The 18,795-nt window shown below is 66.6% G+C and carries 16 protein-coding genes; 7 read left to right on the top strand and 9 right to left on the bottom strand.

The genetic code is table 11. From position 1 onward, the window contains the following. Positions 1 to 8 precede the first annotated feature (8 nt). Positions 9 to 764, bottom strand: coding sequence for an Asp/Glu racemase (locus ACEOAC_RS19065; protein WP_077237730.1), 756 nt, complete (start codon positions 762 to 764; stop codon positions 9 to 11). A 394-nt stretch (positions 765 to 1,158) separates the two neighbouring features. Between ACEOAC_RS19065 and ACEOAC_RS19070 the strand changes: the two genes are divergently transcribed. Then, positions 1,159 to 1,647, top strand: a complete 489-nt coding sequence (locus ACEOAC_RS19070) for a (2Fe-2S)-binding protein (protein WP_006465698.1) — start codon at positions 1,159 to 1,161, stop codon at positions 1,645 to 1,647. Then, complete coding sequence (locus ACEOAC_RS19075; protein ID WP_413628516.1) at positions 1,644 to 4,586, top strand: c-type cytochrome; 2,943 nt, start codon at positions 1,644 to 1,646, stop codon at positions 4,584 to 4,586. Before ACEOAC_RS19070 ends, ACEOAC_RS19075 begins: the two co-directional genes overlap by 4 nt. Positions 4,587 to 4,644: 58 nt before the next feature. Here the strand turns inward: ACEOAC_RS19075 and phnN are convergent, their stop codons facing one another. The 3 genes from phnN to ACEOAC_RS19090 form a co-directional block, all read right to left on the bottom strand. Then, complete coding sequence (phnN, locus tag ACEOAC_RS19080; RefSeq protein ID WP_413628517.1) at positions 4,645 to 6,681, bottom strand: phosphonate metabolism protein/1,5-bisphosphokinase (PRPP-forming) PhnN; 2,037 nt, start codon at positions 6,679 to 6,681, stop codon at positions 4,645 to 4,647. Further along, positions 6,678 to 7,511, bottom strand: coding sequence for a carboxylating nicotinate-nucleotide diphosphorylase (nadC, locus tag ACEOAC_RS19085; RefSeq protein ID WP_006465058.1), 834 nt, complete (start codon positions 7,509 to 7,511; stop codon positions 6,678 to 6,680). The genes phnN and nadC overlap by 4 nt, the downstream gene beginning before the upstream one ends. 178 nt (positions 7,512 to 7,689) lie before the next feature. After that, positions 7,690 to 8,511, bottom strand: coding sequence for an FRG domain-containing protein (locus ACEOAC_RS19090; RefSeq protein ID WP_233207481.1), 822 nt, complete (start codon positions 8,509 to 8,511; stop codon positions 7,690 to 7,692). A gap of 135 nt (positions 8,512 to 8,646) precedes the next feature. Between ACEOAC_RS19090 and ACEOAC_RS19095 the strand changes: the two genes are divergently transcribed. From ACEOAC_RS19095 to ACEOAC_RS19115, 5 genes are all read left to right on the top strand, one after another. Beyond that, positions 8,647 to 9,228, top strand: coding sequence for a MarR family winged helix-turn-helix transcriptional regulator (locus ACEOAC_RS19095; RefSeq protein ID WP_077237726.1), 582 nt, complete (start codon positions 8,647 to 8,649; stop codon positions 9,226 to 9,228). Between the two features lie 285 nt (positions 9,229 to 9,513). Beyond that, a complete protein-coding gene (locus tag ACEOAC_RS19100) occupies positions 9,514 to 10,518 on the top strand; it encodes an ABC transporter substrate-binding protein (protein ID WP_006465061.1) in 1,005 nt (334 codons plus the stop codon). A gap of 11 nt (positions 10,519 to 10,529) precedes the next feature. Next, positions 10,530 to 11,384: an ABC transporter ATP-binding protein gene (locus ACEOAC_RS19105; RefSeq protein WP_006465062.1), complete on the top strand. Its 855-nt coding sequence runs from the start codon at positions 10,530 to 10,532 to the stop codon at positions 11,382 to 11,384. Continuing rightward, on the top strand, positions 11,377 to 12,180 hold the full coding sequence (locus tag ACEOAC_RS19110) for an ABC transporter permease (RefSeq protein ID WP_413445122.1): 804 nt from the start codon (positions 11,377 to 11,379) through the stop codon (positions 12,178 to 12,180). Before ACEOAC_RS19105 ends, ACEOAC_RS19110 begins: the two co-directional genes overlap by 8 nt. 11 nt (positions 12,181 to 12,191) lie before the next feature. Continuing rightward, complete coding sequence (locus tag ACEOAC_RS19115; RefSeq protein ID WP_039876815.1) at positions 12,192 to 12,941, top strand: ABC transporter permease; 750 nt, start codon at positions 12,192 to 12,194, stop codon at positions 12,939 to 12,941. A gap of 98 nt (positions 12,942 to 13,039) precedes the next feature. Here ACEOAC_RS19115 and ACEOAC_RS19120 read toward each other — a convergent pair whose 3' ends face one another. The 5 genes from ACEOAC_RS19120 to ACEOAC_RS19140 all read right to left on the bottom strand — a co-directional run bounded on the left by ACEOAC_RS19120 (position 13,040) and on the right by ACEOAC_RS19140 (position 18,689). Further along, complete coding sequence (locus tag ACEOAC_RS19120) at positions 13,040 to 13,459, bottom strand: hypothetical protein (protein WP_241812023.1); 420 nt, start codon at positions 13,457 to 13,459, stop codon at positions 13,040 to 13,042. Between the two features lie 146 nt (positions 13,460 to 13,605). Continuing rightward, complete coding sequence (locus ACEOAC_RS19125) at positions 13,606 to 14,553, bottom strand: methyl-accepting chemotaxis protein (protein ID WP_413628518.1); 948 nt, start codon at positions 14,551 to 14,553, stop codon at positions 13,606 to 13,608. Positions 14,554 to 14,635: 82 nt separating this feature from the next. Next, positions 14,636 to 16,225: a dynamin family protein gene (locus tag ACEOAC_RS19130; protein ID WP_413628519.1), complete on the bottom strand. Its 1,590-nt coding sequence runs from the start codon at positions 16,223 to 16,225 to the stop codon at positions 14,636 to 14,638. Beyond that, the gene (locus ACEOAC_RS19135; protein WP_413628520.1) at positions 16,222 to 17,502 is read right to left on the bottom strand and encodes a GTPase; all 1,281 of its coding nucleotides are present in this window, start codon (positions 17,500 to 17,502) and stop codon (positions 16,222 to 16,224) included. Before ACEOAC_RS19135 ends, ACEOAC_RS19130 begins: the two co-directional genes overlap by 4 nt. 17 nt (positions 17,503 to 17,519) lie before the next feature. Continuing rightward, positions 17,520 to 18,689, bottom strand: coding sequence for a benzoate/H(+) symporter BenE family transporter (locus tag ACEOAC_RS19140; protein WP_077237719.1), 1,170 nt, complete (start codon positions 18,687 to 18,689; stop codon positions 17,520 to 17,522). Positions 18,690 to 18,795 lie beyond the last annotated feature (106 nt).

Consider the following 18,795-nt stretch of genomic DNA (forward strand, 5'->3'; position numbering starts at 1 on the left):
GACCCCTCTCAGTAGGCGCCGGAGAGCAGCGCGCCGGCGCCCGGCACGATGCGGTCCAGCTCCAGGCGCTTGAGCATGGCGTAGGTGGTGGCCACGGCGGCGGTGATGACGGGCTTGCCGGTCATCGCCTCGACCTGCGCGATCACCGGCAGCGAGGGCATCTGCACGCAGGCCGACAGCACGATGGCGTCGGCCTGGCTGGTATCCATCTGGGCCACGATGGCCGGCAGCTTGGCCGGGTCATGACGAGCCACGTCGAGATTGTCGGGGATTTCCAGGGCACGGTAGTCCAGCACCTCATAGCCTTCGTGGCGGATGTAGTCCACCACCAGCTCGGTGAGCGGCTTCATGTAGGGCGCGACCACCACGATCTTCTTGGCACCGATGACCTTGAGCGCATCGATGAGCGCGCCGGCACTGGTGACCACCGGAGCATCGGCGCCATTGGCGGCGGTGTGGGCGGTCAGGCGTTGCTCGGACTGGCGGTGGTAACCACGGCCCATGGCCATGATGGCCACCAGGCAGGCATAGCCCAGCACATCGACGCGGGCATCGGACAGCTCGACGGCGCAGCGGTCGGATTCACCATCCATGGCCGCCAGTTCTTCCTTGACCACCTTCTTCATGCGCATGCGGCTGGAGTGGAAGGTAAAGCGCTCGGGGCGGATCGCCTGGCGTGCCGTCAGCATGGCCGGGATCTCGGTCTCCATGGTGGTGTTGGAACTGGGGACGATTTGCCCGATACGGTAAAGACGCTGCTGCATGTGAGGTTCTCCTTGATCTGCCATGGTCATGCGAAGTTCGCTAATTTGTAATGCATACACTATATTTAATCATTTCCACGATCTTTGCAACCGGGATTTTCCGGCGCACCAGCAGCGCCAGCCAAATCCCCTTTTATGTGCGATGCAGCACCAAATACGGGAGTTTTAGACGCCCGGCCGCACCAGTTCGAGACCGCGCAATGCAGCATGGAAATTCGTGATTTACTTGGCATTATTGAGTGTGTACACTGTTTTTCGACAAGGCCGGGCGAGGCTGCGGGACAGCCTGTCCGCAGGCGGGCATACTGGCCGCTGCAAGCGCATTGGCATGAAGGATGCTTCATGCGCTGACGATAGAGATCCAAGGCGCCAGGGCGCCGCGACACCAGAGACCATGCACAAGCAAGAACCCATCACCTTCCACGTCAACGGCCATGCGGCCACGCTGGACATTGCCGCCGACGCGCCGCTGCTGAACGTGTTGCGCAACGACCTTTGCCTGAACGGCCCCAAATTCGGCTGCGGCCTGGGCGAGTGCGGTGCCTGTACCGTGCTGGTCGATGGCGTGGCGGCGCGCTCCTGCGTGATCCCGCTGGCCGGCGTGGCCGGACGCCATGTGACCACGCTGGATGGCCTGGCCCAGGAGGGACGGCTGGACCCGGTACAGCAGGCCTTCATCGATGAGCAGGGCGCACAATGCGGCTACTGCATGAACGGCATGATCATGACCATCAAGGCCCTGCTGCTGCGCTCGCCCAGCCCGACCGAGGACGAAATCCGCAGCGAACTGGACTTCAACCTCTGCCGCTGCGGCACCCATGTGGAAATCATGCGCGCCGCCCTGCGCGCGGTCGAACTGCAGCGCCAGGGTGCAGCGCAATGAGTGCGCCCCTGCCCCGGCAGATGGCCGGCCCGCTGACCACCGGCGCAGCGTCCCTGCGTCATGCCCGCCTGGCCCTGCCGCCGCGACTGGACTGGCAACAGTCCCTCTACACCGGCGCCCGCCTGCAGGGCCTCGACAGCGAGGCCGCGCTGCGTTGCCCGGGCGCGCCACAGGTGGTGCAGCGCCGGCATCTGGTGGCTGTCGTGGCCGACAGCGATGAACAGGCCCGCCACGCATGCAGCCAGTTGCGCCTGCGCTGGAGCGAGGCAGCACCGCAGGACAGCACCCCGCGCGTACGCGCCGCGCAGACACTGCATGCCCGCGGCCAGGATTCCAGCGGCTTGCACGACATCACCATGGACGCCCACTACCAGTGGCGCGATGGGGAATCTGTATCCTCTGCCCTGTCAGCGTCCCCTTTCCCCGCTACCGGCATCGTCGCCATGGCCAGCCCGATGGGCGCGAGCCTGCGACTGGACCTGCCCTTCGGAAATCCCGCGCTGATCGCCATGGAAGTGGCGGCCCTGCTGTCCCTGCCCGTGGCCCAGGTGGAGGTGCGCAGCCACCGCCCGCCGGCCAGCGCGCAGGAGCGCAGCGCCGCCAGCGACGTGGCCGGCGTGGTGGCGCTACTAGCCCTGCAATGCGGGCAGGCCGTCTCGCTGGTGCTGGAGCCGACCAACTTCGCCAGCAGCCCGACCTCGCTACAGCTGCATGGCGAACTGGACCAGGATGGCCGCCTCGGCAGCTACCACCTGCATATCGAGCAGGACGCCCCGCCGCCGCCGCTGGCCTGGCTGCTGACGGAAACCGCCTATGCGCTGCAGGATGCCAGCGACCCGCGCGACGGCGCCGCCCTGGCCTCGCCCTACGACTGGCAGGCGCTGGAGATCATCGGGCCGCAAGGCGCTGCAATCCCGTTGGCGGCGAGCACCTTCGCGCAGGAAATCTTTTTCGACGAACTGGCCCAGCGCATCGGCGAGGACGCCGTGCAATACCGTCTGCAACACCTGCCCGATGCGCATGGCGCGGCGCTGGTGCGCTCGGTCGCCGAGGGGGCGGGCTGGAACGGTCCGGCCCGGCAGGTGCAGGGCGGCATCCTGCGCGGACGCGGCTTTGCCTATGCCAGCACGCTGGAACAGGAACAGGGCCAACCGGTACAGAGCTGGTCGGCCTGGGTGGCCGATGTGGAATACGACCGCGCCTCCGGCGAACTGAGCGTGACCCGGGTCACTGCCGGCCACGACCAGCGCGCGGGGACGACAGCGGCCGCCGCCCATGCCGCTGACGATCTGCTCGATGAAAAACAACGCGCCCTGCTGGGCAAACAGGCCAGACTGGCGATGGCGCAGACGCTGGCGCCCGACCAGGGCTTCGATGCCTGGTCACGCGAACTGCGCCCCCTGCCGGGCCAGGCCAGCGCCAGCCTGCCCCAGGTCGACCTCATCGATGGCGGCACCACGCCGGCGCTGCGCGACATCCAGCTCAAGGTGGGCGGCGCCTTCACGCTGCCGGCGGCGGCGGCGATTTCCAATGCCATCCATGCCGCCACCGGCGTGCGTCTGCGCGAGGCGCCGTTTTCGGGTGAGCAGATCAGGCTGGCACTGGAACATCAAGAGGGAGCGGAGCAGCGGCCGGGCGGCTGGCGCCGCCTGCGCAAGTACGGCTGGCTGGGGGGTGCTGCGGCGGCACTGGGCGCCACGCTGACCCTGGCAATGCCCTGGCGCGCCGAGATCGCACCGGTGGCGCGACCTGCGGCCAACCTGTATTCGGCCGCTACCATCGAACGCGGGCGCCGGGTGGCGCTGGCCGGCGATTGCGCGGTCTGCCACACGGCCCCGGGCGGGGTCGCCAATGCTGGCGGCCATGCCCTGCAGACGCCGTTCGGCACCGTCTACAGCACCAACATCACGCCCGATGAAAAGACCGGCATCGGCAACTGGTCCTATGCCGCCTTCGAACGCGCCATGCGCGAAGGCATCCATCGCGACGGACGACATCTCTACCCGGCCTTCCCCTACACCGCCTTCGCCAAGATCAGCGAAGCCGACATGCAATCGCTGTACGCCTACCTGATGGCCCAGCCGGCGGTCTCCAGCACACCACCGGAAAACGATCTGCGCTTCCCCTTCAACATGCGTCCGCTGCTGGCCGGCTGGAACCTGCTGTTCCACAAGAACGAAGTGTTCCAGCCTGACCCCGAGCGCTCGGCCCTGTGGAATCGCGGAGCCTATCTGGTGGAAGGCGCCGGTCACTGCACCGCCTGCCATTCACCGCGCAATGCCCTGGGCGCGGAACAGGGCGGACGCCAGTACCTGGGCGGCGGCACGGTCGACGGCTGGGAAGCCCCGGCATTGACGGCGCTGTCGAAGTCGCCCACGCCCTGGACCGAGGATGAACTGTTCAGCTACCTGCGCAGCGGCTTCTCGGACCGCCACGGCATTGCCGCCGGACCGATGGCGCCGGTGGTGGCCGAACTGGCGCAACTGCCGGCCGGCGACGTGCGCGCCATCGCGCATTACCTGGCCTCGTTCCAGGCGCCGGCCACCAGCACCACAACACCGGCCCCCATCACCACGACCAGCCTCAGCGAGAGCCAGAAGCTGTCGCAGGCCAATGGCAAGCGGCTGTTCCAGGGTGCCTGCGCGGCCTGTCACATCGAAGGAACGGGACCGACACTGTTCGGCGTACGGCCCTCGTTGCGGGTCAATACCAACCTGCACAGCGACACACCGGACAATCTGATCCACGTCATCCTGCACGGCATCCGCGAACCGGCCAATCCGGCGCTGGGCTACATGCCGGGCTTTGCCAACAGCTTCAGCGATGCCCAGGTGGGTGATCTGCTGGCCTATCTGCGCAGCGAGTTCGCTGCCGGCAAGCCGGCCTGGGAAGGCGTACCCGAGAGCATCGCCCGCTCACGCGCACAAGCCGGACATTGAGCGTGACATTGCAGCGGCGCCCCGCGTACGGGGCGCCGCTGCCATTTCCGTCCAGCCTTCAATGGCCGACCAACACCACCGGACTGGCCAGAGCCTGCAGTTCGGCACCGACCAGCTCCAGGTGCGCAGCGCTGGCGGCATGGACCCGGAACAGCGCCTGACCAGCCTGCACCCGCTCACCCACCCGGCACAGCAAGTCCAGCCCCGCCCCCGGATACGCCGGGGCGCCGGCGGTACGCGCCAGTCCCGCGATGGCCCAGCCATCGACCTGGCTGATCACGCTGGACTCGTTGGCGTGCCAGGTCAAGACCTCGGCGCAGGGCGCGGCCTCCACCTGGGGTGGTCCCTGGGCGGCGATGATGCGCGCCAGCGCGGCCTGGGCGGCGCCGCTGTCGAGCAGTTCGGTGGCCTTTTGCAAGGCGACGTCGACCTCCCCCAGGCGCGGATCGAAGGACAGCAGATGCGCCGCGAACACCAGTGCCTTGGCACGCAAATCCTGCGGCGCCTGTGGATCGCCCGCCAGGACCTGGCGGATATCGCGCACCTCCAGTGCCGGGCCGATGCCGCGCCCGATGGGCTGGCCGCCATCGGTGGCCAGCGCCCGCACTTGCATGCCCAGCCCCTGCCCCACCTGTTCGAACAGTCGGCATAGCTGCTGCGCCTGTTCCAGCGTCTGCTGCTTGGCATAGGGACCGTACGGCACATCCACCACCAGATGGGTGACGCCGGCGATCGCCTTCTTGGACAGGATCGAGGCCACTGACCAGTGCGCCGTCTCCAGCCCGTAGGGCCGGGTGATGCGGTTCATCACTTCATCGATGATGGAATGACTGATACGGCCATTCCAGGCGATGCAGGCCCGGGCCTGGCGCACGCAGCGGCGCACGGTCTCGCCATCCAGATCGACATTGGCCAGCAGGGCCATGGTGTCGGCGGTGCCGGCGGCCGAGGTGATGGCGCGCGAGGACGCCTTGGGCATGGCCAGCCCCCAGGCCGCCACGATCGGTACCACGATGGGCGTGATGCGGCTGCCGGGGACACCGCCCAGGGAGTGCTTGTCGACCACCATGGGCTCGTCCCAGCTGATGCGCCGGGCCATGCGGCTGCGCGCCTGGGCCAGCGCCAGGGTTTCTTCGGCATCCAGGCCACCGGTGATGGAGACCAGCAAGGTGGTCAGCTCGGTGGTGCTGTAGCGGCCATCGACGGCATCCTGCAGGATGGCCTGGTACTGATGTGCCGGCAGGCGTTCACCGCGCAGCTTGCGGCTCCACAAGGGACGGCTAGCCGGGGCCAGCAGGCGCAAGGCCTGCACCGTCTGAGCCGATCCAAGGCGCTGGCGCAAGCCTGCGGGCAGCGCCAGCCAGGGGCTAGCGTCGTGGCCGCCGTCGGGCCAATGATGGATGCGCACGTCGACCATGGCACCGGCCGCAGCGCGCAGGCGCAGGCGCGTGCCGGCCGCCCAGTGGCGCGGATGGGCATAGGCCACCGCCTCCTCCCCGGTCTCCACCGGCGCGGCGCGCACCACGCAATGTTGCAAGGGGGCGCGCAATACCGCCAGCAGGCGGGCAATACCTGTGGCGGTATCACTGTCGTTGGCCACTGCCTGGCGCAGGATGCCGGGCGGCGCGGGGTCGACCTGGCGCTGCAGGCGCGCGAGGATCTGCGCATGATCCTCGCGCCCGCGCCCGGCAATGCGCTGCGCCAGCACCTCGGGCGGGGCCGAGATTTCCACCACCACCAGGCTGGGCAGGCGCTGCGCCAGCGCTTCCACGGTGGCGCGCGAGCCATTGGCCACGACGTGGCGACCGGCCGCCAGCTCGGCCAGCAACTGGCCCGGCAGGCCATAGGACAGGCCATGCGCCTGCCAGGTCAGCAGGAACTCGCCGGCCGCCGCTCGGGCGGCGAAGCCGGCTTCGGTCTCGGCGTCATGGTCTTCACCGGGGGCTCCGGCCGGCCGCGTGATCACGCGGCGGGCAAAGACATAGGGCGCATCGGCCAGCGCCTCGCGGGCGCCGCTCATCAGGGTGTCCTTGCCGGCCCCGCTGGGGCCGACCACCAGGAAGAAGGTGCCGGGCGCCGTGCTGGCCGGGCTCATGCTTCGTCCAGGCCGATGTCCACGGCCGGCGCCGATTGCGTGATCTTGCTGGTGGAGATGTAATCCACCCCGGTCTCGGCCACCGGGCGGATGGTGGTCAGGCGGATGCCGCCGGAGGCCTCGACCTTGACGCGACCATCGACGATGCCGACCGCTTCGCGCATGTCGGGCAGGGACATGTTGTCCAGCATGATCACGTCCACCCCGGCGGCCAGCGCCTCGCGCACCTGTTCCACGCGGTCGCATTCCACTTCCAGCTTGGTCAGCACCGGCAGCTTGCGACGCACCCGGGCCACGGCTTCCTTGATGCTGCCGCAGACGGCGATGTGGTTGTCCTTGATCATGACGCCGTTGTCCAGCGCCAGACGGTGGTTCAGGCCGCCACCGCAGAGCACGGCATGCTTTTCCAGCATGCGCAGGCCGGGGGTGGTCTTGCGGCTGTCGATGAGCTGCGCCCGGGTACCGGCGATCTCGGCCACGTAGCGGGCGGTCTCGTTGGCGATGCCCGACAGGCGTTGCACCAGGTTCAGTGCGGTGCGCTCGGCAGTCAGGACGCTGCGCGCATTGCCCTTGACGGTCAGCAGGATGGCACCGGCCTCGACCCGGCTGCCGTCGGCGTGATGCACCTGCACTGCCAGCGTGGCGTCGTATTTGCGGAAGACCCGGGCGGCTACCTCGATGCCGGAGACGATCAGGGATTCACGGGCATTCATGACGAAATGGCCCTGCTCGTCCGGCTCGATCATGGTCTGGGCGGTCAGGTCGCAGGCGCCGATGTCTTCGGAGAGCCACAGGTCGATCAGTTTTTCGGTGGCGTAATGGTCGTACATGGTGAATCCTTTCGTTGGCGTGGTGAGGGGCTAGCTGGCCCCGAAATGAATGACAACTGGAATGGCGACTACAATTAAGTTAGATATCGAACTATTTAAGAACGGACTTCGGTGCGGCGGATGTGATGCAAGGTGTTCAGGACTCCTGGAAAAAAGGGACGCGGTGGCGACGTGGGGTTCAGCTCTTGCCCAGCCTGGACTGGTAATCGACGATCAGTTGCTCCCACACCATCTCCAGCTCGTAGTCGATGGAGCGGGCCAGGCCATCCAGGCCGGGGAAGAGCGTGGCGGCGGTGATGTTCATCCGGTACAGCGCCCGCAGCGCCGGCTCGCGCAGCGCCGCCGGCAGGATGAACTTGCGGATCAGCGGTTCGCTGGCCTCGTAGCCGGCCAGCAGGCGCTCCAGCGGCGCCTCCAGCGTACCCGGCACGACCAGGATGCCGGACTGCGCCACCAGCCGCGCATCCATCTGGTTGGGTTCACCGAACCACACCAGCGGCAAGGCATTGCCGGCGAAATAACGCTGGTAGCTGTCGGGCTTGCGCAGGTCGATGGCTTCGCGGTTGAGCGTCGGATCGAAGCGCGGCGCCGCCTTCCACAGGGCCGGGGTATTGAGCGCATAGACGGCGGCATCGCCATGCAGTTGCTGCATGGCAAAGAAGGCCGCCACGAAGGGGGACTTGGTGAAATCGATCAGCCGCGTCGGCGCGCCATGGTGTTGCATCAGTGCCAGGCAGCGCAGGTCATCGTCCAGCACCGCCGCGTCATGCAGGAAGACATGGGCCTTGCGCCGGAACACCCGGATCGCCCGCTCCTCGCGCAGGGGCCATAGCGAGGGATCGGGGCAATAGCGTGCCAGGTGCCGGGTCAGCGAACTGACCAGCGGCCAGCGATGATCGGCCTGACCACGGAATACCCAGCCCTCCAGCTGGTCGCTGGCGGCAGCGAACTCATCCCAGCTGGACAGTACGACCTGATCGATGGCAGTGGCGAGAGACATCATGACCCCGAAAATATTCTTCGATATCTACGATTATGCAAGATGCAGGCCAGCCTGTCATGGTGACTTACCCTGCCCTCCCTGATCGGGCTGCAAATGGGTATGATTGCGTTATCTTAGATTTCTGATGAAATGATGAAAGCCACACGATCCCGGCCTCTGGCCGCCGCCCCGGTCGAACAAGATGAACCGGATGAACTGGAACAGGCACTGGAAGCCCTGGCCGCCGAACGCGTCGCCCACCTGGTCAAGGATGCGGCGCGTGCCTTCATCCGCAGCCTGCAGATCCGCCTGGCGCCGCATGCGGTCAGCTACGGCCACTGGACCATCCTGCGCGTGCTGTGGGAACACGACGGCCTGTCCCAGCGCGACCTGGCCGAGCGGGCCGGCGTGAGCGAAGCCACCACCGCCACCGCCCTCAAGTCGCTGGAAGCCATCGGCTACGTCGAGCGCACCCATCTCCCGGGTGACAAGAAGAAGGTCCACGTCTTCCTCAGCAAGCAGGGCCGCGCCCTGAAGAAGAAGCTGGTGCCGCTGGCCGAGGACGTCAATGACCTGAGCCTGGAAGGTATCAGCGAGGAAGAGCTGGAGACCACCCGCAAGGTGCTCATCGCCATGGCCCTGAACCTGGCGCGGGACGAGCGCCAGGCGGTGGAATCCGGCAAGCGCATGCCCTCCACCCAGGAGGTCGGACGCCTGGCTTCCGGGCTGGGCTGAACCTCCCCGGCGCTGCCCCATCCCTGTGCAGACGCACCAGCAAGTGACGGGCGGGCAGCATAATTGCACCATCGGAGAAAGCGCCGTGGCTTGTCGGCCATGCATCTCCTTCGACACATGTTCTAAGATATCTAACTATATTTTGCAGACTGCAAAAGGACTTTCAGACGATTTTTTGATCGATATCTAAGCTTGGCACGTCGTTTGCATTGACAGCATCAAGTGCTTGCAGGTACGCCCCTTGCGAGTATCCGATTGCAGTGTCCATCACGTGTCGAGGAAATCATGAAAAGCTTTTGCAAGAACCTGCAAGCTGTAGTGTCTCTCAGTGCTGCCCTGGTTGCAGTGGCTGTACCAGTCGCCCTCCCCGGTCTGGCCCGCGCCGAAGAAATCTCGGTCACGCAATGGGGCACCAGCCTCTACGGCCTGCCCTATGCGATTGCCATCGAGCAAGGCTATTTCAAGAAGGCCGGGGTGGATATCACCGGCATCCTCACCTCCGGCGGTGGCGGCACCACGGTGCGCAACATCCTGGCCAGCAAGCTGCCGTATGGCGAAGTGGCGGTCTCGGCAGCGCTGGCCGCACAGCGCCAGGGGCTGGACGTGGTCATCGTCAATACCGGTACCCGCAGCGTGGCTGAAGCGTCGGCCGTGACCATGCCCAACTCCCCCGTAAAGAGCATCGCCGACCTGGCCGGCAAGAAGGTCGCCATCACCTCGCCCAAGGGCGTGTCCGAAATGCTGCTGCTGATGGCACTCAAGGCCAAGGGTGTGGATGCGGCCCAGGTGCAGCGCGTGGCCTCGGGCGGTTACATCAACGGCCTGACCATGCTGGAGCAGGGTTCGGTGGCTGCGGCGGTACTGATCGAACCACTGTCCATCGTGCGCAAGGATAAGTACCGCACCGTCTACAGTGCCGGCGAGGTGCTGCAACCGATGACCACCTCGGTGGGCATCACCACCCGCGCCTATGCCAAGGCCCATCCGGAGACCATCCGCGCCATCATCGAAGGTCGCCAGCAAGGCGTGCGGGCGGTGTACCGCGATCCGGCCGCCGCCGCCAAGCTGCTGGAGAGCAGCTTCAAGCTCAGCCCGGAGGTGGCGCGCGAAGCGGTGGACAACATGGTGCGCGCGCGCATGTGGAGCGAGGGCGACTTCGACCAGGCCGAACTGGACCGCATGACCGACGGCCTCAAGCTGATCGGCGAGATCAAGGACAACGTGGAATGGGACAAGCTCATCGACAGCAGCATGCTGCCGCCGTCCATCAAGATCAAGAGCAAGCTGTGAGGGAGTCTGCCATGAAGAGTGAACACACCGTCTTGGCCGCCGAGGCCCTCCTGCAGGACAGCCCGGCCACCACGCCCCGCGTGCCGCACGCCGTGCTGCAGGGTGTCACCCGCAAGTTCGGCAAGGCCGGCAGCGTCTTCCACGCGCTCGGCCCGATCGATCTGACGCTCTACCAGGGCGAGTTCTTTTCGGTGGTCGGCCCTTCCGGCTGCGGCAAGTCCACCTTGCTCGATACCCTGTCGGGCCTGGCCTCGCCCTCCGACGGCACGGTGCAGTTCGAGAACCGCGAGGTCAAGGGCGTGCCCGATGGCGTGGGGGTGGTGTTCCAGGAAGACGCCTCCTTCCCCTGGCTGAACGTGCGCGACAACATCTCCTTCACGCTGCGCATGCGTGGCATGGAGGGCGCCGAGATCAAGCGCCGGGTCGACTACGCGCTGGCCTTCATGGGCTTGAAGGATTTCGCCACGGCCTACCCGGCGCAACTGTCGGGCGGCATGCGCCAGCGCGTGTGCATCGCCCGCACGCTGGTGCAGCAGCCGCGCCTGATCCTGCTGGATGAACCCTTTGGCGCGCTGGACCAGCAGACCCGCCTGCTGATGGGCGACGAACTTCTGCGCCTGTGGCGCGAGACCGGCGCCACGGTGCTGCTGATCACCCACGCGCTGGACGAGGCGGCCATGCTGTCGGACCGGGTCGGCGTGATGTCCTCGCGGCCGGGCCTGTTCATCGACATCGTCGAGACCGGCTGGCCGCGTGACCGCGATAGCCGGGTGGTCTCCACACCACGTTTCGGCGAGGTCAATGCCCGCCTGTGGGAACGCCTGCGGGTGGAGTCGTTGAAGGTAATGGGAGCCAGCCATGGCTGAAGCAAGCTCTGCTCATACCACCGCCAGCCCGGCGCGCAGGTCGGCACATCAGCTCGATGGCCTGGTCCGCATTGCGGTGGTGATCGTACTGATCGGGCTGGTGGAACTGCTGTGCCGCAGCGGCCTCATCCAGCCCACCACCATGATCGCGCCCTCGGCCATGGCCCGCCACGCCTGGGAAATCCTGCGCGAGGGCAAGTTCGACAAGGACATCGCCATCAGCCTGGCTAACATCGGCGCTGCCACGGTACTGGCGGTGATCCTCGGCTTCATCTGCGGCCTGCTGCTGCATGCGCTGCCGGGCCTGCGCAGCGCCATCGAACCCCTGCTGGCCAGCTATTACGCGGTGCCGACCTTCATCTTCTATCCGGTCTTCATCGTGCTCTTCGGCGTGGGCTCGGCACCCATCATCGCCATCGCCGTGCTGCTGGCCATCGTCACCATGATCACCGCCACCCTCAACGGGCTGGACCGCATCCCGCGCGCCCTGCACAAGACCGCCCGGGTACTGCGGCTCACACCCTGGCAGTCGGCGGTGCGCGTGAAGCTGCCGGCGGCACTGCCCTACCTCTTTACCGGGGTGAAGCTGGTGGTGGCCTATGCCTTCATCGGCGTGATCGCCTCCGAGTTCATCCTCTCGGGCTCGGGAATAGGCTATGCGATCGGCTATGCCTACAACAACTTCGAGAACAACGACATGTATGCGCTGATGTTCCTGGTGCTGGCCAGCGTAACCCTCGTCAACCTCCTGCTGAACGCGCTGGACCGTCGCCTGCAGGCGCGCCTGCGTCGCTGAAAGGACATGCCATGAAACCGATGCGCGAGATGCAAACCCCGCTGCTCTACGCCCTGCTGGCGGCCGGCCTGGCCGTATCCTGGCAGGGCCTGTACTGGATCAATGGCGGCAGTGCGCTGGCTTCGCCGGGGCAGGCCGTGCTGACCCTGGGCAGCATGATGCAGACCAGCGAGTTCTGGCTGCATGCGCTGGAAACCGGCAAGGCCTTGCTCTACGCCCTGCTGATCGGGCTGGTGGGTGGCCTGGCGGCAGGCCTGCTGCTGGGCGTGAACCGGATGGCGCGCGATGTCTCCGAACCCATCCTCCTGAACATGTACGCCATCCCCAAGGTCACGCTCTATCCGCTGGTGCTGCTGGTGTTCGGGCTGGGCCTGTCGGCCAAGGTGGCCTTCGGGGTGATGCACGGCATCATCCCCATCATGGTCTTCACGATGAATGCGATCCGCCAGATGCGCCCGGTGCTGTTGCGCGCCGGCCAGTCGATGCGGCTGACGCGCCGCCAGTCGCTGCTGCACATCGTGCTGCCAGCCATCCTGCCGGAAATCACGGCCGGCCTGCGCCTGGCGTTTTCGCTGACGCTGCTGGGGGTGCTGATCGGGGAGATGTTCGCCTCGCAGCGCGGACTGGGTTTCCTGCTGACCAATGCCATGAACCTGGGCGACATCCGCACCATCATGGCGGTGGCATTGCTGCTGTCAGTCTTCGCCCTGGCCTGCAACGGCGGCCTGATGTGGCTGGGACGACGCCTGTCGCCGCGCTGAAGCGCGGCCGGGTCCAGACGGTTCCCTTGTGTCTGTGTTGGACACATTGATCCTGTGTGGAAACACACAGGATCTTTTTTGCGTCAGCAAGGACCTGTTCAGTTGTCCTGATGCGCCCAGTTGAAGCTCAGCGAAGTCGGCTTCTGGCCCACCTCCACCTTGCTGGTCTTGGTGACGCCGTTGTAGTCCGCCTTCACCTCGTAGTGACCGGCCGGCAACTTGAGATTGGTCATCGGGCCGGCGCCGGGCAGGCTGAAGACGGTCTTGCCCTGGCTGTCATTGACGCTGAGCTTGACGTTGCTGACATAGGCGCCATCCTTGGCTTCGGAAAACAGCAGCCGCAGGTTGTAGTCCTTGGCCGCCTCGCGCAGTTTGGTCTGTTCGCCCGCGCCGATGCCGCCGTTCATGTAGGCCACGCTACCCTGGGTATCCTGGGTCTGGGCCTGTGCGAAGGGTGCCGCCATGCCGGCCAGACCGAAGACGATGGCGCTGATGGCGGTGATCTTGTTGATATCCATGATGGCTCTCCTTGTACGTAGATGAAGACTTGAAGGATCAAGAGACGAATCACGACGCCACTGTCGAGCTGGCGCCGTCAGATTCACTCTAGTGACATAGACTTAACTGATCCTTAACCCCGCAAAAGATTCCACCCGCACGCCGCTCAATCGATGCGCAACACCCGCGCCGTTCCCTGCTGCAACAGGAGCTGCACCTGCTGCGACAGACCCGCCGCCACCTGCGACTGCCGTGCCAGGGCGTCGTTGATGCCGCCGACGATGGCCACGCGCTTGCGGGCGCCATCGATGACATCGGCCATCGCCACATGGGCCTGATCGGCGCTGTTGCGACCGAGCGCCGCTTGCGAGGCCGCCGCCTCGGCCTCGCGCAGGGCACTGCCGGAAGACTGGCTCAGCGAGGTGGCGATCTTGCCGATCTCCTTGCTGGATTGCCCGACCCGGCCGGCCAGCCGCTTGACCTCGGCCGCCACCACCGCGAAGCCGCGCCCGCTCTCGCCGGCACGGGCGGCCTCGATGGCCGCGTTCAATGCCAGCAGATTGGTCTGGCTGGCGATTTCATGGATGGTCTCGACGATCTTGCCGATGGTCGCAGCCTGCTCCACCAGGGTACGGTAGGTCTGCAGCGAACCATCGATATAGCGGCTGATGGTGGCCACCGCCGTCACCGTCTGCTGCACGGCGGCCACCGCGCTGTCGACACTGCCACCGGATTGCCGCGCCACCACGCCGGCGCGTGCCATGTCGGCGATGGTCTGCTCCAGCAGGGCCACCAGATCCTGCACGCGCGCATGCAGATCCTGCATGCCGGTTTCGGCAACCATGTAGCCCTGGCTGACCTGCTCTACCGGTAGCGGCGGCACCAGCTCGGTGGCCGGCGGCAGCATCTGCGCCACCGCCAGCTCCGTTCCCCGTCCGCGCAGGCCAGTAGCGCCTATCAGCAGACCGGCCGCGGCCAGCGGCAACAGCAAGGCCAGCGCCTGCGCACCCACGTCATGGGCGGCATTGAACAGGCGCCAGCCGGCGCCGACGATCAAGACGACCGATATGATCGATACGGCCAGGCATAGCCGTTTGAGATTGTTCTTCCACATGCTGCTTTCCTCCCTGATGCTGCGTTTATCGTTTTTTATAGGGGTGTTGCCATGGTCCTGCCATACATGCGCTCAAGCGTGGTCACACCTCCTGCGCCGGTTCACGCAATTGGTTCGCGCCTGCGTGCAGGCCACGCAGAAGGGACGCGATCTGGCCCAGGCGGCGCTGGCCGTCCAGGATGATCTTCTGCTTGTGCTGCAGCGCCTGATCCAGGGCTTGCAGGCGGGCCGCGCAGCGCTCGGCCAGGTCACCGGCCATGCGCTGCAGGCTGTCCTGCACGGCCGCGCCCAGGGTCTCGTACAGCTTTTCATATGCGGCTGGCAAGCCATCGGTCGGCGCACTGTCGTAGCCAAGATCGGCAGGCAGGTCCAGCGCGCTCTCCAGGGTGGGCAAGATGTGACTGTCCAGGCAGGCCTGGGCGTGTTGCGTGGCAGCCTGTTGCAGGGCCGCGCGCAATGTGGCTGCCACCGCTGCCACGTTGGCTACCTCGGCCACCCCGGCATGCGCTTCCAGCAGGTCGGCCAGCTGCGGCATCACCTCGCGCCAGGCTTGTTGTACCAGACGCGCCTGCCGGGCCGGCAGGCTGTCCAGTTCTTCTTGCACCTGCTGGCGCAGGGCAGTCAGGGCCGGCATGGTCTGGTTCACCAAGGGGGCTTCCACCTCCTCCTGCAAATGATGCAGCAGGACTTCGGCCGGCTTGCGGGCGCGATAGGCCAGCGCGGGGGCCAGCAGTTCCAGCAGGGCCGCATAGAGACGCTCGAAACCGGCGCCGGCCATGACCTCTGCATCGGCGCCCGTGCTGCGCGCCACGTAGGCCGAGACCGACACCGCCGGCTTCAGCTGGGCCGCCGCCACGCCCAGCGCCTGCAGCTTGTCGGCGGCGCGGTGGCCGACATCGGCTTCCTGGTCGGCGCGGTTGGCGTCGGACTTGTTGCGCAGGCACTTGACGATCTGGCCATCGACTTCGTCTTCGTCGATCACATCGCTGCGCGTCACCACCGGCAGCAGTGGCTTGCCTCGGCGCAGTTCGCGGGCCAATTCGTCGAGTTCCTGCACCTGTCCCGGCGAGGTCGAACTGGTCAGCCACAGCACCGCATCGGCACTGTCCAGGAAGCGCTGGGTCAGGGCCGCATTGTCATCGGTGGCCGAATGCAGGCCGGGGGTATCCAGCAAGACCAGTCCATCGCCCAGACACACCCCTTGCAGGCGCGCCGTGGTCTCGGTGGCGCCCTCGTGGAAGGCCTCGTCCGAGGCCAGCAGCTGGCCGCCCTGCAGATGGAAATACTGCACCGCCTGCCCATGCTGCCGGAAGCGTTCGGCCAGGAAGTTGCACAGCGAACTCTTGCCGGCATTGAACTTGCCGAACACCAGCACCATCAGCTTGCCCTCGAAGCGCTGCGCCAGGGCGCGTGCCGGTGCCAGTGCCAGCCATTGGGCTTCGCGCTGCTGGTGCTGCTGTGCCAGTGCCTGATGCAGGGCAGCGATGCGCTGCGCCAGCGCGCTGCCGGGTTGCAGGCCACCGGCCTCGATCCGGCCGGCCGTGAGCGCCGCATCCAGCGCGGCCAGCCAGTCACGCAACGCGGCAAGGAGGGTTGCCACATCCGCTTCGGCACCGCCGGAGCTGCCGGAGCTGCCGATGATGTCGATGAAACGCTGTTCCGACGTCTTCATGCCAGCTCCACCGCGCGCAACTGCTCCAGCGCGTCGGCCGCGCGGGTGATGGCATGCAGCGCGGTGTCGGCGCGCGCCACCGCCTGCACCAGGGCCTGGCGGTCTTCCGACAGTTCGTAGTAGTGCAGGAAGGACTGCGTCATCTGCCCGCGTCCGGCCGGCTCGCAGAAACGGCGGCGCAGGTCGGCGCGGTATTTGATGGAAATGCCCATGACGGCCACCATCACCGTATCCAGGCTGGTGACCGAGGTCCGCTGGTCGGCCGGCAAACCCTCTACCCCGTGCTTGATGAGATGGGCGCGAATGGCGATGCAGGCCCGCGAATAGGCGACGTGGATGCGCGCCCGCTCGCGCTTGCCGGCGGTGAGCTTGAATTCGTCGGCGGCCGTGTCCGGCACCAGGGCCGGGTCGTCGCCTTCCACCTCCAGCACCGGCAGCAGGTCCTGATGCACCTTGTCCAGCACCGCCTCCAGACCTTGTTCGAAATCTTGGCGCTGCTGGTGCTGCTGTTGCCGCAGTGCCTGCAACTGTGTTTGCGCGCTGCGTCGCTGGTGCTGCAGTTGCTGGTCGATCTCGTCCAGCAGCAGCGCGCGCTCATGGCGCCGCGCCGCCGGGACCTGTGCCGTGACATCGCGCAGCCAGGCCTGCAGGGCGGGGATGCCGCTCTTTTCCAGCAACAGCTTCTTGCCGCCTTCGATGCCGCTGCGGTGGCGTGTGGACGACACCGGATGGAGCGTCAAGCCCGGCGCCTGCGCGGCGATGGCGCCGCTCACCCGCTCCAGTTGCGCCTCGTCGGCCATCTGGTCGACCTGGGTCAGTACGAACAGGGTCTGGCGGCGCGTGCGCTGCTGGTCGTCGCGCAGGGCCTGCAACAGCGCGCGCTCGACCGCATCCAGTTCGCCCTCCTTGGCGGCATGCACGAACAGACGGATATCGGCCTGCAACCAGGTTGCCTCCTGGGCATGGCTGTCATCCTGCTCGGCCACGTCGGCGTCCAGCCCGGGGGCATCCAGCCAGCGCACATCGGCATGCCGGTGTTCGGACAGGCGCACCGTCTCGCGACGGTCGGCGACGGCAAAGACCTCGCTGCCCATCAGCTCGTTCAACAGGCGGCTCTTGCCGTGGTTGTACTTGCCCACCACGGTCACCGTGGCGGGCGCGGCCCGTTGCGCCAGCACCCGCAGTCGCGCCAGGTCATGCGCGCGACCGGGCGCCACGGCCAATATCTCGCTGGCCAGGGGGGCGAAGGGGTCGGTGGATCCGGTATCTTTTTGCATTGCAGTCTCCATGCAGCTCAAGCTGGTTTTCTGGGGCGTCCGATCAGCCAGTAGGCGGCCATGCCGAACACCACGCCCCAAAAGGCCGCGCCCAATCCGAACAGGCTCATGCCCGAGGCCGTGGCCAGGAAGGTGATGACAGAGGGTTCGACATAGCCGCCCTCCTCGCTCATCAGGCGGATGTTGGAAACGATGGCGCCGATCAGGGCCAGACCGGCCAGTGCGGCGATCAATTCCTTGGGGAAGGCGGTGAATAACTTCACGATGGAAGCCGCGAAGGTCCCGCCGATGAGATAGAACACGCCATTGGCGATGCCGGCCAGGTAGCGCTTGCCGGGCTCGGGATGCGCATCCTTGCCGGTACAGAGGGCCGCCGTGATGGCCGCCAGGACGATGGTGATGCCGCCGAAGCAGGCGGTCACCAGCGAGGCCAGGCCGGTACCGGTGACCACCGCGCGGGTGGGCGGATGGTAGCCGGCCAGCTGCAGTACCGCCATGCCTGGCAGGAACTGCCCGGTCAGGCTCACCAGCACGAGCGGGATGGTAAAGCTGAAGAACACACCCAGGCTGAACTGCGGTGCGATGAAGACCGGCTGCGCCAGTTCCAGCCCCAGCTCGCCGAGATGGGTGCGACCACTGGCAAAGGCCACCGCGAAACCCACCAGCGCCACCACCACGATGCCGTAGCGCGGCCACCAGCGGCGCCCGGCCAGGTAGGCGGCCAGCATGACCAGCACCAGCAGGGGTGCCTCCGCGCTGGAGCGGAAGGCCTGCACCCCGAACTGGAACAGGATGCCGGCCATCATGCCGGCGGCGATACCCTTGGGGATGAAGGCCAGGATCTTCTCGAAGTAACCGGTCACGCCGATGAGGATCAGCAGCAGCGCCGCCATCACATAGGCACCCACCACCTCGGGCATGCTGATGCCGGGGAACAGGCTCAGCAGCAGCGCCGTCCCGGGCGCCGACCAGGCGGTGATGATGGGCAGCCGGAACCACCAGCTCAACAGCAGGCCGCTCACCCCCGCCCCCATGGAAATGCCCCAGACCCAGGACACCAGTTGAGAAGTCGGAACCTGACCGGCGTGTGCAGCCTGCACGAAGATCACCAGCGGCCCCGCATAGGAAATCAGTACTGCCAGGAAACCGGCCACCCACGCCGTGAGCGAGCCTTGTCGATGGACCATGAATCGTTCCTTGCTACATGCTGCCTACCCTCAAGCTACAGGCAACGACACGGGAGGGAGCCGGCTGTGCCCTGCCCCCCCTGATGTTCAAAAGGCCAGGCGCATG

It is taken from the genome of Herbaspirillum frisingense (genome assembly GCF_047325095.1).
Classification (GTDB): domain Bacteria; phylum Pseudomonadota; class Gammaproteobacteria; order Burkholderiales; family Burkholderiaceae_D; genus Herbaspirillum; species Herbaspirillum frisingense.

Excerpts from the sequence above, each read along its gene's own strand:
- ACEOAC_RS19065 (WP_077237730.1), bottom strand. The coding sequence starts at position 764 with ATGCAGCAGCGTCTTTACCGTATCGGGCAAATCGTCCCCAGTTCCAAC.
- ACEOAC_RS19070 (WP_006465698.1), top strand. The coding sequence starts at position 1,159 with ATGCACAAGCAAGAACCCATCACCTTCCACGTCAACGGCCATGCGGCC.
- ACEOAC_RS19075 (WP_413628516.1), top strand. The coding sequence starts at position 1,644 with ATGAGTGCGCCCCTGCCCCGGCAGATGGCCGGCCCGCTGACCACCGGC.
- phnN (WP_413628517.1), bottom strand. The coding sequence starts at position 6,681 with ATGAGCCCGGCCAGCACGGCGCCCGGCACCTTCTTCCTGGTGGTCGGC.
- nadC (WP_006465058.1), bottom strand. The coding sequence starts at position 7,511 with ATGTACGACCATTACGCCACCGAAAAACTGATCGACCTGTGGCTCTCC.
- ACEOAC_RS19090 (WP_233207481.1), bottom strand. The coding sequence starts at position 8,511 with ATGTCTCTCGCCACTGCCATCGATCAGGTCGTACTGTCCAGCTGGGAT.
- ACEOAC_RS19095 (WP_077237726.1), top strand. The coding sequence starts at position 8,647 with ATGAAAGCCACACGATCCCGGCCTCTGGCCGCCGCCCCGGTCGAACAA.
- ACEOAC_RS19100 (WP_006465061.1), top strand. The coding sequence starts at position 9,514 with ATGAAAAGCTTTTGCAAGAACCTGCAAGCTGTAGTGTCTCTCAGTGCT.
- ACEOAC_RS19105 (WP_006465062.1), top strand. The coding sequence starts at position 10,530 with ATGAAGAGTGAACACACCGTCTTGGCCGCCGAGGCCCTCCTGCAGGAC.
- ACEOAC_RS19110 (WP_413445122.1), top strand. The coding sequence starts at position 11,377 with ATGGCTGAAGCAAGCTCTGCTCATACCACCGCCAGCCCGGCGCGCAGG.
- ACEOAC_RS19115 (WP_039876815.1), top strand. The coding sequence starts at position 12,192 with ATGAAACCGATGCGCGAGATGCAAACCCCGCTGCTCTACGCCCTGCTG.
- ACEOAC_RS19120 (WP_241812023.1), bottom strand. The coding sequence starts at position 13,459 with ATGGATATCAACAAGATCACCGCCATCAGCGCCATCGTCTTCGGTCTG.
- ACEOAC_RS19125 (WP_413628518.1), bottom strand. The coding sequence starts at position 14,553 with ATGTGGAAGAACAATCTCAAACGGCTATGCCTGGCCGTATCGATCATA.
- ACEOAC_RS19130 (WP_413628519.1), bottom strand. The coding sequence starts at position 16,225 with ATGAAGACGTCGGAACAGCGTTTCATCGACATCATCGGCAGCTCCGGC.
- ACEOAC_RS19135 (WP_413628520.1), bottom strand. The coding sequence starts at position 17,502 with ATGCAAAAAGATACCGGATCCACCGACCCCTTCGCCCCCCTGGCCAGC.
- ACEOAC_RS19140 (WP_077237719.1), bottom strand. The coding sequence starts at position 18,689 with ATGGTCCATCGACAAGGCTCGCTCACGGCGTGGGTGGCCGGTTTCCTG.